Consider the following 14,833-nt stretch of genomic DNA (forward strand, 5'->3'; position numbering starts at 1 on the left):
AGGAGTAGGACTTTTCCTCTATAAACTTCTTCATCAAAATGTAGATGTTACTGTAGAGGTTGCCAAGTATGAATCTCCAAAAAAGCAAGCAATCAAACAAGAAACATCGGAAACAGTTTGGATCAAAGAGATGGCACATAAAGATGCTAGGGAGTTTGTATTTCCTGTGAATGAGCTCTTTATGCAAATTGATTCGTTTGGGCAAAAAAGTGGTAGTGGAGGCAAGCTAAAGTCGTTTCGCTTGGTGATTGATCGAGTGGATCGCTACTCTCTTTTTTGTATTATCCAGACACTCACCTCTTTGCACCTACCCTATATGGTGATCAAGGAAGATAAAGTTCCTCTCATTTATATAGAAGAAAAAAGTGAGAAACAGCTAAACCAAGTTGTTCTTGAACTTGAAAAATACGATATAAAATCAAAAATTGTCGAGGTTTGGTTATGAAACAGAAGAAAATCATTGTATGCGATGCAATCCACGAAAAAGGTTTTCAAATCTTACGTGCTGAGAAGGATATAGAAGTTATTGATGCTGTGCGTTTACCCAAAGATGAACTTTTAAAAATAATCGGTGACTGTGATGTTGCCATTACACGTAGTTCTACCGATGTTGATGAAAAATTTCTTAATGCAGCAACGAATTTAAAAGCCATTGTCCGAGCGGGTGTGGGTGTTGATAACGTGGATCAAGATGGTTGTAGCAGACGCGGTATCATTGCCATGAACGTACCAACAGCCAATACCATTGCAGCAGTAGAACTTACCATGGCACACCTTTTAGGAACAGCACGAAGTTTTGTAAACGCCAATAATCACCTCAAAATCGAGCGTGTGTGGAACCGTGAGAAATGGTATGGTGTTGAGCTTTGTGAAAAACGTCTTGGTATTATTGGTTTTGGTAATATTGGCAGTCGTGTAGGAATTCGTGCTAAAGCCTTCGGCATGGATGTTGTTGCCTATGATCCGTATATCTCTGCTTCAAAAGTGACTGACCTTGGAATGACTTATACTGAAAATTTTGATGACATCTTGAGTTGTGATTTTATTACGATTCATACTCCAAAAAATAAAGAGACCATTAACATCATCTCCCATGATGAAATTGCAAAGATGAAAGATGGCGTTAGACTTATTAACTGTGCACGGGGTGGTTTGTACAATGAAGAAGCCTTGTTTGAAGGTATAAAAAGTGGAAAAATTGCATTTGCAGGTATTGATGTTTTTTCAAAAGAGCCAGCAACAAGTCATCCGCTGTTAGACCTTGAGCATATCTGTGTTACTCCTCACTTAGGTGCCAATACGTTAGAGTCTCAAGAGAAAATTGCAATTCAAGCGGCTGAAAATGCGATTAGTGCAGCACGTGGTATTAGCTATCCTAATGCGCTTAACTTGCCAATTAAAGCCGAAGACATTCCTGCCTTTATTGAACCGTATTTAGAGCTTGTACAAAAAATGGGTTTCTTGGCAGCACAGCTTAACCGTTCTGCAATTAAGTCCGTTAAACTTGAGTTAGAAGGTGACATTGGCTCTTACGCCAAATCACTGCTTACTTTTGGAATTGTAGGTTCTCTTAAAGAGGCTAATGACAACAAAATTAACTATGTCAATGCTGAATTTGTTGCTAAAGAAAAGAATATTGAAACAAAATTTGAAGTTGTCAACAGTACCAGTGGCTATAAAAATCAAGCGACATTAATTTTAACAACGGAAAAAGATGTTGTGAGTATTAGTGGAACAGTTTTTGGTGAAAATGAGCAACGTATTGTGGGTATTAATGGATTTAAATTTGACTTTAAACCAAAAGGTAAAATGATTATCTTTAAAAACCATGACGTACCGGGTGTTATTGCACATATTGCTTCTACTTTGGCCAAAGAAGGGATTAATATTGCGGACTTTAGATTGGGTCGTGGTGCCAATAAATTTGCGATGGCCGTTATCTTGGTTGATACGGATATTGATAAAAAAATCATTGCAGAACTCAATCAACTCGAAACATGTGTTTGGGTTGCTTACGCTGTTTTATAATCTACTCCAATAATCTTAAGGCAGAACATGTATAGTATGTGTTCTGCCTTTTCTTCTTTGTTTAAATAAAATTAACTTATCTTTACAGAATTCACTTATTACGGCTTCAGAATCTATTTAAAAAAGTAAAATTTTATTATCTTTTTCTAAAACATTGTGCTTAGTTTTTTTTGATAAATAAATAAATATTATAAATTTGATAATATTGTTATAATTAATGAAATAAGGACAGGTTTTTGCATGAAAATCTTTTTTTTTAGCTTTACTAACGTTGAGTAGCTGCTTTGCGCACGAGGGGCTTAGTTTAGAAAATGCCATTGCAAAAGTGAAAGCCAATAACCAAGAAATTGCGATTGCAAAATTTGATGAACACATCAAAACATTAGAACATCAAGCGGCCGTTGGTCAAAACTATGGCAGTGTGGATCTTTCCCAAGTGGCAGTTCGCAGTAATGATGCGCTGAATATTTTTGGCTACAAACTTCAATCCCGCCAAGCGACCTTTGCAGATTTTGGGTTTGCAGATTTTGTAAAAAATCCAAGTGATCCAAATGTTCTGAAGATAATGCCCAATGATCTAAACAACCCAGCAGATCGTAACCATTTTCAAACCAAAATCGAATACACACTCCCTCTTTACACGGGAGGTAAGTTGGAGCAATACGGTAAGATCACCAAAGCACTCCAAGAGATGAGTACGTTAGACCTTGAAGCACTCACCCTTGAAAAAATCTATGAGCTTAAAAAGAGTTTTTTTGCTATTTCTCTTTTGGACAACCATCTTTATAATCTGCATATCATTGCTACCAATACCGAAAAATTAGCAGCAACTACCGAAGCGATGATGCAAGAAGGTTACGTTAAAAAGGTCGATCTTTTAGAAGTCCAAAGCAAACAAGCGGATGTTGAACGTCTCATTCACCAAGCTGAAGCCAATAGAACACTGTTATACTACTTTATTTCATACTTAGTGGGCGAATCTGTAACTGCCATTCAAGGAAAGTATGAAGAGGCTGAAACGCTTTTGAGCTCTGATGAGCGCGTGTTGAATGATAATCTTGCTATTAAAAAAGCAGCACAAGGTGTGGAAATTTCTAAGATGAATATTGCTTTGCAAGAGAGCACTTTTTTACCACAAGTGGGAGCTTTTGCCAATTACGGTAGCAGCGATGAAAAACTGATGAATGATTTTTCAAAAAATGATGCTTATACCGTAGGGTTGCAAGTGAAGTGGAATGTTTTTAATGGTGGAACGGATAAAAACAGTTTAGAAAAAGCACGCGTGGAGCATCTTAAGGCTTCTCAACAGCTTCAACTAGCTAAAAATAGTATCGCCTTATCGTTCAAGCAAATTCAAACGCACATTCAAAGCCATGAATACGAAATACAAAGCTTAAAAAAAGAGGTGGAATTAGCACATCTGATTTATGAAAATTATGCGGGAAGATATGCTGAAAAAATGAGTTCTATCAACGAGGTTTTGATGAAACAATCCGAAGAATTGACCAAAGTGCTCAGGCTGAAAGAGGTGCAAAATGCACGCAATGAAAAGATCTTTGAGCTTCAAAAACTAGCCAGTAAGGAAATACAGTGAAATCTTTACATGTAAAGAGTGTCTTACTCTGTTTTATGATGAGTGCGGCGCTTCATGCCACAAGTCTAACCCTCAGCGGTAGCGTTATATCGGAGAATCAAAAGAGTCTCTCTAGCCGTTATATGGGCTATGTCAAGCGTGTGTATGTCAACGAAGGTGATGTGGTGAAAAAAGGGACACTGTTGTACAGCATTGACTCTAAAGAGGTGGACACAGCACGGGAGCAAAGTGATCTTGCTATTGCGCAAGCGGAGCTTTCGTTATCGACGGTTGAAAATCAGTATGCCAATGCCAAACTCAATTTAGAGCGCTATGAGCGTTTACTGGCAAAAGATATGGTGTCTAAGTATGAAGTGGAAAACTTGGAGCTTGCTACGACAAATCTTAAGGCAACCGTAGAGATTGCTCGAAAACAGGTCTCTTCTGCCAAGCAAAAACGCCAAGAGGTACAAAACCAGTACCAGTACCTTAACATCAAAGCACCCAATGACAGTGTGGTGATTGAAAAGCATATCAAAGAGGGCGAGATGGCACTTTCAGGCGTGACCACCGTAGTGCTTGCTGATTTGAGTGCGCTCAAAGTCACAACGGAGATTGCAGAGAGCTACTTGGGTCGTGTGAAAGTAGGGGATATCGCGCGTGTGGAAGTTCCGTCCATTGGGTGTATTAGTGAAGGAAAAATCGAAGCAATTATTCCTAGTTCCAACCCTATGGCGCACACATTTAAGATGAAACTCTCTTTTACATGTAAAGATGCCAAAGCGTACCCAGGAATGTATGCTGTGGTGAGCGTCGGTGAGTAGTGATCATGAGTAAATACAAAGAAAAATACTTAGCAGGCTATTTAGCACGCCTCTTTTTACGTAATCCTCTGACGATGATTTTAGGGATCGCACTCATCTCTTTAGGAGTCGTGGCGCTCTCTTTAATGCCTCGGGAAGAAGATCCTCAGATTTCAATTAGTGGCGGTGTGGTGATTGTCTCCATGCCAGGGGCCAGTGCTGCTGAAATTGAACAGATGGTTGTGCGTCCACTGGAGAGACGCATTAAAGAGATCAAAGGTGTGGAGCATATTTACGGAGTTGCGAGCGATAATGTGGGCATTGTGAATGTCATGTATTACATTGGCGAAAACCGAGAAGCTTCGAATCTCAAGCTCTACGATAAAGTAATGCAAAACATGGATCAAATGCCTGAAGGTGCGACAACACCGCTTGTCAGACCTTTTGATATTGACATTGATATACCGATTCTCTCTATTGCCTTTTATGCTAAAACAGCGCAAAGTGTCGATAATGTTGCACTCTATAAGCGTGTTGATGCGTTTCGCAATTCACTTGGCAATGTCCCTAATGTCGCTAAAACAGAGATCAAAGGGGAGCATAAAGAGCAGTTTAATATTGAGATTGACCTCTCTCGACTTGCGGGGTATCATCTCTCGTTAGATCAAATAACGGCTTCCTTAAAATCACTGACCGCTTCTTCTCCTGAAGTAAAAAATCGCACACAGGAAGGAAAGCTGGTCGTTTTTGGTGTTAAAAATGCATTGGAAAATATCAAAGATATTCAAAATCTGATCGTTGCCAATTATGGCGGTTCTGTGGTGTATCTAAAAGATATTGCTACCGTTCATTTAGGCGATGACATTCAAAACAAAAAGAGTGCGCAGATCAGTTACAAGCAAGGTGAGAGTTTTACACCACTGCAAGATCAAGTCACGCTGAGTGTCTCCAAGCTGAAAGGCTCTAATGCTGTGGTTATTGCCGATGATGTGGTAAAACGACTTGAAGCAAGTAAAGGGGCATTGGCAAAAGAGGGGATTGGGTATAGTGTGACGCGAAATTATGGCGAGCGTGCCAATGAAGCGGTCAATGAACTGGTCTTTCACCTGCTTATCTCTATTGTTATTATCGCGCTTTTACTGATTTTTATTTTAGGTTGGAGGGAAGGGCTCATTGTGACGCTTACTGTCCCTGCTATTTTGGCAATTACTATTTTTATCGCGTATATGAGTGGTCAAACGATTAACCGTATCACCTTGTTTGCCTTTTTGCTGAGCCTTGGACTTTTGGTCGATGATGCCATTGTTGTCATCGAAAATATTCATCGTCATCTGCACAGTAAGGATGCCCATGATAAAGAGATGGATGAACTGCTCATTGAAGCGACCGATGAGATTGGAGCTCCAACTAACTTGGCGACAATAGCGATCATTTTAACGATGGTTCCAATGGCATTCGTAGGGCAAATGATGGGTGAATTTATGAAACCGATACCGCTGAATGTACCCGTAGCGATGCTGGCTTCGCTTTTGATCGCCTATATCTTCACACCATTTTTAGCCAAGAAATTCTTAAAAAAACCAACGCATACCAAAGGAGAGAATGATGCAGAAATTTGAGCAGTTTATTCACTCTATTTTGGTAGAAGAACGTAAAAAAAAGCTGGTCTTACTTTTCACGCTCCTCGCCTTTTTAGCAGCAGTGATGATGTTTCCCACAAAAATTGTTCTAGCCAAAATGTTGCCGGGCAAAAGTACCAATACGTTTTCGATCTATATTGATCTTCCCAATGGAAGTTCTTATCAAGAGACAAATGCCGTGAATACATGTGTGGTTAGCATCTTACAAAAAGAAAAAGAAGTTGAGAATATTGAAGTCTTTAATGGCATGGGTTCTCCTTTGGATTACGCAGGATTGGTAAAAGGCTCTGGGCTGAAGAGTGGCGAATACGTGAGTGAAATCGTGGTCAATCTCAGCGATTTGCATAAGCGTGATGAACGCTCTTTTGCAATGGTGCATCGCCTGCGCCCTATTATCCAAAAAAGCTGTGAAACTTTAGTCGCTCAGACCTCAATTAAAATGGTGGAACAACCTGCGGGTCCTCCAACAATGGCAGCACTGGTCGTCGAACTGTATGGCGATAATGCGTCAGCGTTGAATGCACTTGGACAAAGAATCAAACAGATATTGTCTCAAACGAAAGACCTTGTGGATGTCGATATGCTGGCCGATAAACTTTTCGATAAGTATAGTCTCGTCCCCGATAAAGAAAAAGTGATTCGTTCTCATTTAAGTCTTGCGCAGATTAACGAGCTATTATATTTGAGCTTTGAAGGAGTACATGTTGCTCACAAAAACAGTGAAAGTTCTCCTTCTCAGATTCCACTTTATGTGGTTTTGAGTGAATCTTCTAAATCACTTCCTTATGCTTCTAAAGAGGAGTTAAGTGCCAAACTAAGTGCATTAAAGCTGATGAATACGCAAGGCATGATGGTACCACTCTCAGAAGTGGTGCGTGTCGAAAAAGTGAAGTCAACGCCAACCATTATGTCCAAAAATTTGCAGACAATGGTGAGCATCGTTGCCGAAGCAGATTTGGTTTCTCAAGTGTATCCACTTTTGGATGCGCGCAGTCGTATTCAAGATACTTTGAAAGACGAGTTTGAAATTAGTCGAAGCCATCTCTTTGATTTAACACTCAAAGACAAAAAGAGTGGTGAAGTATTTAATCTTGTCTGGGATGGTGAAATGAAAGTAACGATGGATACGTTCCGAGATCTTGGCGGAGCTTTCATTGCGGCGCTGATTTTGATTTTCTTGTTAATGGTCGTTTACTATAAAAGCTTTGCACTCTCTGGTATTGTGCTTTTAGGAAGTTTCCTCTCCATCATTGGGGTGATTGTTGGGCATTGGATCATGGATCTGTTCACATCAACAACTTTCTTTCTCACAGCAACGTCGCTGATTGGTTTTATTTCATTGATGGGTATTAGTTCACGAAATGCACTGTTATTGATTGATTTTACCAAGGCGTTAATGACTCAGGGAATGGATAAACAAGAGGCGATTGCAAAAGCGAGTGCTACCAGAGCAAAACCGATTGTTCTTACTGCTGCTGCAATTATTTTAGCGAGTACATTGCTGGCAACCGATCCTATTTTTGGTGGATTGGGTGTTGCATTGATCTTTGGAACAATTGCGGCGGTTATCGTATCGTTAATTGTTGTTCCTGTACTCATGAGTAACACGAAAGCGATCTAAAGAGATTTACATGTAAAGCATAAGGGAACTTATCGCTTTACATGTAAAAATTTTCTGCGGGTTAAAATCAATAAGCGCATCATGCGAAAAGCAAAAAGACGTTTGTTCATAATGCTAATTTTGCGACAATTCTCATTTTTTAAACATTCAAATACTTCTTCTAATGCCAATTTCTCACTTACAGATAAGTTTGTCATACCGTTCCTTTTTGCCCGTCATTGATCTTACGCACTAATCTCACAATATCTTCATCTTTTAACATACCCAACATATTAAAAACTACTGGAATGCCCATAGGAGCGCTACTACCGAGTCTCCACTCTTGATAGGTACGCATGGATATTCCAAAAGTTTCTGCCATCTTTTTTTGAGAAATCTTCTTCCCCATATTTTCGGCTTCAATGGCATTATGCAAAAGATTGATGATATCGCTTGTTTTCATCGTATTATAGTACAAAAAAATGTATTAAACATAAATTAAAACGTATTAAATATACTAATTAATTTATATTTTAAACTTTTTATAGAATATTATACCAATAATATTGTTTATTATAACAATTATATTGATTTAAATATACAATATATTGTATAAAAATAGGCGATTTTGTTGTCACCACTTTTTTCGCTATAATGATGAAAACTAAAATTTAGGAGAATGTATGGCCTCTATTTCAATGGGCGACTTAAAAAAAGGGTTAAAGATCGAAATTAACGGTACACCGTATAAAATCGTAGAGTATCAACATGTTAAACCAGGAAAGGGTGCGGCATTTGTACGCTGTAAAATCAAATCATTTATGGATGGCAAAGTTATCGAAAAAACATTTCATGCAGGCGATAAATGTGAAACACCACATCTTGAAGATAAAATCATGCAGTTTTTGTATGATGATGGTGAGTTCTTACAATTTATGGACAGCGTATCGTATGAGCAAATTGCCTTATCACACGATCAAGTGGGCGAAGCAGCGGACTGGATCATTGATGGTATGAATGTAGATATGCTGTACCATAATGGTAAACCTATCAGCGTTGAAGCACCTCAATTTGTTGAGCTTAAAATCGTTGAGACTCCTCCTAACTTTAAAGGAGATACTCAAGGTGGTAAAAAACCTGCAACGCTTGAGAGTGGTGCTGTTGTTCAAGTACCTTTCCACGTGGTTGAAGGCGATGTCATCAAAGTTGACACCGTTCGCGGCGAGTATTTAGAAAAAGTCAAATAATCTTACATGTAAAAACATAGTACAGGTGATTGTACTATGTTTTTACGCTCTCTCCTCTCTGCTTTCATGTTATAATAACTCCAACTCAATCGTTTGATAGGAGTGTTGCCATGTTGACGAATCTCTCCATTAAAGCGCGTAATATTTTACTAGCATGTGTCGTTTTATTGGGGCTTACCGCCATTCATACAACGGCAAAATTTTTTCATGATAAAGAAAAAGTCCTTTTAAATCTTCGTGAGAATATCTCTTCGCTTAAAGAAGATATTTTGACGCTTCGTAAACATGAAAAAGACTTTTTGATGCGCCATGATGTCACGTATGAAAAAGCACTGTTAGAAGCATCTACAAAACTTTTGGAACGTTTAAAAATTATTACTCAAAAAGCAGATGAAAAAGGCATTAATACAACTGATCTTAGGCAGTTGCAAGAAGTTATCACTACCTACGTACGTATTTTTAATGAAGTAGCCGCTCAAAAAAAGAGAATAGGTCTTAGTCCTGAAGCGGGGCTTGAAGGACACATGCGTCAAGCGATTCATGAAGCGGAGAGTGGATTTAAAGATCTTAAAGATTACAAAATGCAGACGCTGATGCTGACGTTGCGTCGTAATGAAAAAGACTTTATGCTCCGTCTTTCTCCCAAATATGCCGAAGAGCATCGTGTCAATTATGAAAAGGCGCTTGCGTATGCGCAGAGTCATGAAGAGCTTGCTTTTTCTGTGAAACTTCTTGAGACGTATCGCCAGAGCTTTGTTGAATTTGTGAAGGCCTATGAAGTGTTAGGGTTGAATGAAAAAAGTGGGCTCAATGGAAAACTTCGCGACACCGTACACCAAACCGAAGCGCTTGTGGCAAAATCTACGCAGACATTGGACACCGAAATTGATGAGAGTATTCGTAGGACAACCGTGATTTATGTCATCGTAGGTGGAATGATCGTGGGAAGTGTGTTGTGTCTCATTTTCTTGATCATTCGCAGTGTTTTAGTTCCCTTGCGTGGTTTAACTCAAGCGATTGTTGCCAATGAACGCGATTTAACCCTTCGTTACAGTACGCCTTACAACGATGAGCTCAAAGAGATTGTTGATGCCCTGAATGCCTTTATGGAGCGGTTGCGAAAGATTGTGATTGGCGCGATTCATGCGAGTGATGAGAATGCCGCCGTGTCGCATGAACTCTCGACCACATCCAACAACATCGGTAAACGTGCAGAAGAAGAGAGCCACATCGTGGCGCGTACGACTCAAACGGGCAATCAAGCACGTGATAACATCGATGGCTCTGTAGATAACTCCAAAAAGGCACAAGTTGAAATTATCCAAACCAACGAGGCACTCACGGAGGCCAATCAAATTTTTACGGTTTTAATTGCAAAAATTGAGCAAACAGCTGTCGTCGAGAGTGAGTTACAAACCAAAATGGTCACACTGTCGCATGATGCTGATAATGTCAAAGGAATTTTAAGCGTGATTAGTGACATCGCCGATCAGACCAACTTATTGGCACTCAATGCTGCCATCGAAGCCGCACGTGCAGGTGAACATGGCAGAGGATTTGCGGTTGTGGCGGATGAGGTGCGTAAATTGGCGGAACGAACCCAGAAAAGTTTGGTCGAAATCCACGCAACGGTCAGTGTCATAGTGCAAGCGATTGTCAATGCCGCCGCGCAGATAGAACAAAATGCAACACTGTTTGAAGGTCTTGTAACCCAATCAGCGGAAGTTTCCCATAAAATAGACACGTCGGTGCTTCTCATGGGCAATGCCATTAACGTGGTCGCTTTAGCCACCCGTACTTCGGAAGAGACCGGCAGTGAGATCAAAACGATTGTCGACGAGATTAATGAGATCAACCATATCACATCAAGCAATGCAAGAGACATCGAAGAGATTGCTTCAGCGGCAGAACATCTGCACAGCGTGACGCAAAAACTCAACGACCAGTTACACTATTTTAAAGTTTAAAACAAGGAGTTCAAAATGAGCAAAAAAGTGATTGTCCCTTTGGCGGAGGGATTTGAAGAGATCGAAGCCTTGAGTATTGTCGATATTTTAAGACGAGCAGGGATTGAGGTGGTGATGGCAGGCTTAGAATCTTTACATGTAAAAGGGGCACACGGTGTTACCGTCGTAGCAGACGCACTTTTAAAAGAGTTAGATGGAAACCGTTTTGATATGATAGCGCTTCCTGGAGGACTCCCCGGTGCGACCAATTTAGCCGCAGATCAAAACGTGCAAGCACTCCTGAAAGCCTTTGATGCCAAAGGCAAAGCGATAGCCGCTATTTGCGCCGCTCCTTATGCGCTTAAAACGGCGGGCGTGCTTAAAAACACCTACACGTGTTACCCAGGATTTCAGGCTAAAATTGGCGCAGAAGGGTACACCGCAAACGCTAAAGTGATCAAAGAAGGCAATGTAACAACATCGCAAGGGCCTAGCACCGCCATGCTATTTGCACTCTCACTCGTGGAAGAGTTGTGCTCTAAAAATGTAGCGGATGCGTTAGCCAAAGATTTATTGATAGTGTCATAGTAGGTACAAAATAGGAGATTGTGGTATGTTGTCGAAAATTAAAGTTAAACTCATTTTTTTATTTGTCATTTTATGTGTTGGTTTTGGTATTATTGGTTTTGATACCATTAAGATGGGCTCCGATGCAAAAGGTGTTGCCGTGCGTTTTCAGGCGCTTCAACGTCTTGAAGCTGATGTCTTGACCTGCATGATGGATCTTCGAGGTTTTCAGCTTTTGGGCAATCCAAAAATGCTCGAACACTATGAGCAAAGTTATCAAAAATCATCACAAACTATTGACAAGCTGGCAACCATTTTTTTAAGTAAAGTCAATCAAGAAAAAATAGCAGCCATTAAAAAGAATTTTGAAGAGTGGCATACCATGAATGTGCCACGTGTGAAGATTTTAGCACAGTATGGTAAAGGGGTCAACGACCCAACGTTTGAGCAATACCATCCAGCAGAACACGCAACACTTAACACCTTAACGCAAGAGAGTGCCGTACATTTTGATACCTTAGTGGAACAGTTACAGTCCCTAACGAAAAGTGTTGAAAAAACAAATTTCGCACGTTTGGATACGGATGAGTGGGTCAATAAAATTGCGCTAGTCATTATTTTAATGGTTGTATCTGTTGCATTTATGATGATTGCGCGAAGTATTCACCGCTCTGTTGCTGAAGCTCAAAGCAAATGCGAACAGATGCGTCAGAGCAAAGCGCTCAATATGTCACTGCAAATTTCCAGCCATGACGAGATTAGCGAAACCATGCAAACGGTCAATGCTCTTTTGAATGAAATAGCGACGGCGATTGCGCAAGCCAAAGATAATGCGGCTGAAAATGCTTCGGTGGCGGAAGAGCTTTCCAGTACCAGCCTAGAGATTGGTAAACGCGCGGAAGAGGAAGCTAATGTGGTAAAAGAGACTACCAAGGAAGCCGAAACGGTTGCTTTAGAAATTGAACGCACGAGTGCCGATGTAACCCGTGTTAAAGAGACGATTTATACCGCGCAAAAGAGCCTTTTGTTGGCGCAAAATTTGTTGAACGAAACGATTGCACAACTGGATGATACGGTTCATGCAGAATCAGACATTAACGCGCGTCTCAATCAGCTCTCACAGGATACCGATCAAGTGAAGAGTGTGTTGGATGTCATTAGCGATATTGCAGAGCAGACCAATCTTTTAGCACTGAATGCTGCAATAGAAGCGGCAAGGGCAGGGGAGCATGGGCGTGGATTTGCTGTCGTGGCGGATGAAGTGCGCAAGTTGGCGGAGCGAACCCAAAAGAGCTTGGTGGAGACCAATGCAACGATCAATGTGATTGTTCAGTCTATTCAAGATATTTGTGGGCAAATGAATCATAATGCAAAGCGTATTCATGATTTGGGCGCGTTCTCCGTTAAAGTCAGTACACAAACGGGTGATGCGGTCAGTTTGCTCGATGAAAGCGCTCATGCTGCCGATGGTGTTGTTGCAAAAGCAGAAAACAATGTTAAGCGTATCAATACCGCCGTCATTCATAAAATCGAAGCGATCAATAGCCTTTCAAGTTCCAATGCAAGAAGTGTCGAAGAGATCGCTGCTGCCGCTGAACATTTGGCACGTTTATCGGAGAGTTTGAGCCTCACATTAGCACAATTTAAAACCGCGTAACCTTTTACATGTAAAGCTTATACCTCTTTGCAAAATCGAAGAGGTATAAGTGACTACACTGTCTTCCTATAAAACAAAACAAATAATACTAAGAATGAATTAAGTGAATAAAATATATTATTGCATACTATTTTATTAAAAGATAATAATGTCAATTTCAACAATTAAAAGTAAACTGATACTTCTTTTGGTCGTATTGCTTACCAGTTTTGGTATTTTAGGTTACGAACTAAACCATTTGTCTAGTGTTGGAAAAGTGGCAGCGATGCGCTTGGCGGGGACGAGCGAGATAGAAGAACATATTTTACAAATGCGGTTAGAGCAATGGAATTATCAAATTTATTTTCAACAAAAAAATCTTGATAGGTATAAAGAGCATTATGAAGACGCTGTTAAAAAAATGGAGACGCTCTCTGGGCAGTTGCTTTTGAAAACCAATCAAGAAAAAGTGATCACCATTAAAAAAGGTCTTGAGGCGTGGTATGCTCTTGACGAACAGCGCATGGCACTTTGGAAAAAATATGGGAAAAAAGTGCATGAGCCCTCTTTTGAGGTAGACCATAAGGCTGATTATGAGATGCTGGAACGCATAGCCAAAGAGAGTGGCGAAATATTTAATCCATTATTGGTACAGCTTAAAGATATTCATGATCAGATTAAAACAGTCAATTTTGAAAAACTTGATACGGCTAAACTAACGTCGATTACACTGCTGATCGTGGTTATTATCGTAGTGCTGATCATCTTTTTTATCATCAATTCATCGATACAATCTTCTGTAGAGCGTGCGAAAAAAAGCTGTGATGCGATAATTCATACGAAAGATTTAAGTCTGAAAATAGAAACCGGTAGTCACGATGAGATTAGTGGCATTACCCATGCTGTCAATACGCTTTTGGCGGAACTCAAAAATGCAATTTCAAATGCAAAAAGCAATGCTATCGAAAATGCTTCTGTGGCGGAGGAACTTTCTAGTACCAGTTTGCAAATTGGTAAGCGTGCCGAAGAAGAATCCGCTATTGTCTTTCAAACAACAAGCGATGCTGGGATCGTTTCATCACAGATGGATGAAGCCAAAAATCAAGCAAAAAAAGTAAAAGAAGTCACTGGTGATGCCCAAAAAAGCTTTAGTATTGCTCAAAATTTACTCGAAGAGACAATCTCTCAACTCAACCAAACCGCGCACGCCGAAGCTGCCATCAATGAACGCCTTAACCACCTTGCTGAAGAGGCTCAACAGGTACGATCAGTTTTAGATGTTATCGGCGATATTGCAGATCAAACGAACTTATTAGCGCTGAATGCAGCGATTGAAGCAGCGCGTGCGGGAGAACATGGGCGTGGATTTGCCGTCGTTGCCGATGAGGTGCGAAAATTGGCAGAGAGAACCCAAAAAAGTTTGGTTGATACCAACGCAACGGTCAATGTCATCGTTCAATCTATCGGTGATATCAGTGGCGAGATGAATGGCAATGCGAAACGCATCAATGAATTAACCGAGTTTTCTACCAAAGTAACGACTCAAACGAGTGATGCGGTTGCAATGTTGGCACAAAGCGTTGAAGCGACGGATGAAGTGGTTGATAAAGCCGATTCCAATGTGAAATTGATTAAAAGTGCTGTCATTGAAAAAATTAGCACGATTAATGAACTCTCAAGCTCTAATGCAAGAAGTGTCGAAGAGATCGCCTCGGCAGCAGAACATCTCTCTAAATTAGCAGGTTCACTCAGTAGCACGCTCTCCCAGTTTAAAACCGCGTAAACTTTACATG

At 40.3% G+C, this 14,833-nt stretch carries 13 protein-coding genes; 11 read left to right on the top strand and 2 right to left on the bottom strand.

Annotated elements, in window-relative coordinates:
* The first annotated feature begins 130 nt into the window (after positions 1-130).
* The 6 genes from Sdiek1_RS14925 to Sdiek1_RS15395 all read left to right on the top strand — a co-directional run bounded on the left by Sdiek1_RS14925 (position 131) and on the right by Sdiek1_RS15395 (position 7,665).
* Positions 131-445 carry a hypothetical protein gene (locus Sdiek1_RS14925; protein WP_192866771.1) on the top strand — a complete coding sequence of 105 codons (315 nt, stop codon included), beginning with the start codon at positions 131-133 and terminating at the stop codon, positions 443-445.
* The gene (gene serA, locus Sdiek1_RS03615; RefSeq protein ID WP_087437937.1) at positions 442-2,028 is read left to right on the top strand and encodes a phosphoglycerate dehydrogenase; all 1,587 of its coding nucleotides are present in this window, start codon (positions 442-444) and stop codon (positions 2,026-2,028) included. Before Sdiek1_RS14925 ends, serA begins: the two co-directional genes overlap by 4 nt.
* 271 nt (positions 2,029-2,299) lie before the next feature.
* Positions 2,300-3,622, top strand: coding sequence for a TolC family protein (locus Sdiek1_RS03620; RefSeq protein ID WP_087437938.1), 1,323 nt, complete (start codon positions 2,300-2,302; stop codon positions 3,620-3,622).
* Positions 3,619-4,425, top strand: coding sequence for an efflux RND transporter periplasmic adaptor subunit (locus tag Sdiek1_RS03625; protein ID WP_238099137.1), 807 nt, complete (start codon positions 3,619-3,621; stop codon positions 4,423-4,425). Before Sdiek1_RS03620 ends, Sdiek1_RS03625 begins: the two co-directional genes overlap by 4 nt.
* Before the next feature lie 5 nt (positions 4,426-4,430).
* The gene (locus tag Sdiek1_RS15390) at positions 4,431-6,023 is read left to right on the top strand and encodes an efflux RND transporter permease subunit (RefSeq protein WP_087439814.1); all 1,593 of its coding nucleotides are present in this window, start codon (positions 4,431-4,433) and stop codon (positions 6,021-6,023) included.
* On the top strand, positions 6,010-7,665 hold the full coding sequence (locus Sdiek1_RS15395) for an efflux RND transporter permease subunit (RefSeq protein WP_369688484.1): 1,656 nt from the start codon (positions 6,010-6,012) through the stop codon (positions 7,663-7,665). Before Sdiek1_RS15390 ends, Sdiek1_RS15395 begins: the two co-directional genes overlap by 14 nt.
* A 29-nt stretch (positions 7,666-7,694) precedes the next feature.
* Here the strand turns inward: Sdiek1_RS15395 and Sdiek1_RS14815 are convergent, their stop codons facing one another.
* Positions 7,695-7,862, bottom strand: coding sequence for a hypothetical protein (locus Sdiek1_RS14815; RefSeq protein WP_161491978.1), 168 nt, complete (start codon positions 7,860-7,862; stop codon positions 7,695-7,697).
* Positions 7,859-8,107, bottom strand: coding sequence for a DNA-binding protein (locus tag Sdiek1_RS03640; protein ID WP_037958366.1), 249 nt, complete (start codon positions 8,105-8,107; stop codon positions 7,859-7,861). Before Sdiek1_RS03640 ends, Sdiek1_RS14815 begins: the two co-directional genes overlap by 4 nt.
* A gap of 220 nt (positions 8,108-8,327) precedes the next feature.
* On the opposite strand from Sdiek1_RS03640, the gene efp reads away from it, so the two are divergent.
* The 5 genes from efp to Sdiek1_RS03665 all read left to right on the top strand — a co-directional run bounded on the left by efp (position 8,328) and on the right by Sdiek1_RS03665 (position 14,823).
* Positions 8,328-8,891, top strand: coding sequence for an elongation factor P (gene efp / locus Sdiek1_RS03645; protein ID WP_087437940.1), 564 nt, complete (start codon positions 8,328-8,330; stop codon positions 8,889-8,891).
* A gap of 110 nt (positions 8,892-9,001) precedes the next feature.
* Positions 9,002-10,858 (top strand): methyl-accepting chemotaxis protein, encoded by a 1,857-nt coding sequence (locus Sdiek1_RS03650; RefSeq protein WP_087437941.1) that lies wholly within the window; start codon positions 9,002-9,004, stop codon positions 10,856-10,858.
* Positions 10,859-10,873: 15 nt separating this feature from the next.
* The gene (locus Sdiek1_RS03655) at positions 10,874-11,425 is read left to right on the top strand and encodes a DJ-1 family glyoxalase III (protein WP_087437942.1); all 552 of its coding nucleotides are present in this window, start codon (positions 10,874-10,876) and stop codon (positions 11,423-11,425) included.
* 25 nt (positions 11,426-11,450) lie between these two features.
* Positions 11,451-13,061, top strand: coding sequence for a methyl-accepting chemotaxis protein (locus Sdiek1_RS03660; protein ID WP_087437943.1), 1,611 nt, complete (start codon positions 11,451-11,453; stop codon positions 13,059-13,061).
* Positions 13,062-13,209: 148 nt separating this feature from the next.
* The gene (locus Sdiek1_RS03665; RefSeq protein ID WP_087437944.1) at positions 13,210-14,823 is read left to right on the top strand and encodes a methyl-accepting chemotaxis protein; all 1,614 of its coding nucleotides are present in this window, start codon (positions 13,210-13,212) and stop codon (positions 14,821-14,823) included.
* Positions 14,824-14,833: the final 10 nt, after the last annotated feature.

It is taken from the genome of Sulfurospirillum diekertiae, assembly GCF_002162315.1.
Lineage (GTDB): Bacteria > Campylobacterota > Campylobacteria > Campylobacterales > Sulfurospirillaceae > Sulfurospirillum.

Excerpts from the sequence above, each read along its gene's own strand:
- Sdiek1_RS15390 (WP_087439814.1), top strand. The coding sequence starts at position 4,431 with ATGAGTAAATACAAAGAAAAATACTTAGCAGGCTATTTAGCACGCCTC.
- Sdiek1_RS03650 (WP_087437941.1), top strand. The coding sequence starts at position 9,002 with ATGTTGACGAATCTCTCCATTAAAGCGCGTAATATTTTACTAGCATGT.
- Sdiek1_RS03655 (WP_087437942.1), top strand. The coding sequence starts at position 10,874 with ATGAGCAAAAAAGTGATTGTCCCTTTGGCGGAGGGATTTGAAGAGATC.
- Sdiek1_RS15395 (WP_369688484.1), top strand. The coding sequence starts at position 6,010 with ATGCAGAAATTTGAGCAGTTTATTCACTCTATTTTGGTAGAAGAACGT.
- Sdiek1_RS14925 (WP_192866771.1), top strand. The coding sequence starts at position 131 with ATGGCACATAAAGATGCTAGGGAGTTTGTATTTCCTGTGAATGAGCTC.
- Sdiek1_RS14815 (WP_161491978.1), bottom strand. The coding sequence starts at position 7,862 with ATGACAAACTTATCTGTAAGTGAGAAATTGGCATTAGAAGAAGTATTT.
- Sdiek1_RS03665 (WP_087437944.1), top strand. The coding sequence starts at position 13,210 with ATGTCAATTTCAACAATTAAAAGTAAACTGATACTTCTTTTGGTCGTA.
- serA (WP_087437937.1), top strand. The coding sequence starts at position 442 with ATGAAACAGAAGAAAATCATTGTATGCGATGCAATCCACGAAAAAGGT.
- efp (WP_087437940.1), top strand. The coding sequence starts at position 8,328 with ATGGCCTCTATTTCAATGGGCGACTTAAAAAAAGGGTTAAAGATCGAA.
- Sdiek1_RS03660 (WP_087437943.1), top strand. The coding sequence starts at position 11,451 with ATGTTGTCGAAAATTAAAGTTAAACTCATTTTTTTATTTGTCATTTTA.
- Sdiek1_RS03640 (WP_037958366.1), bottom strand. The coding sequence starts at position 8,107 with ATGAAAACAAGCGATATCATCAATCTTTTGCATAATGCCATTGAAGCC.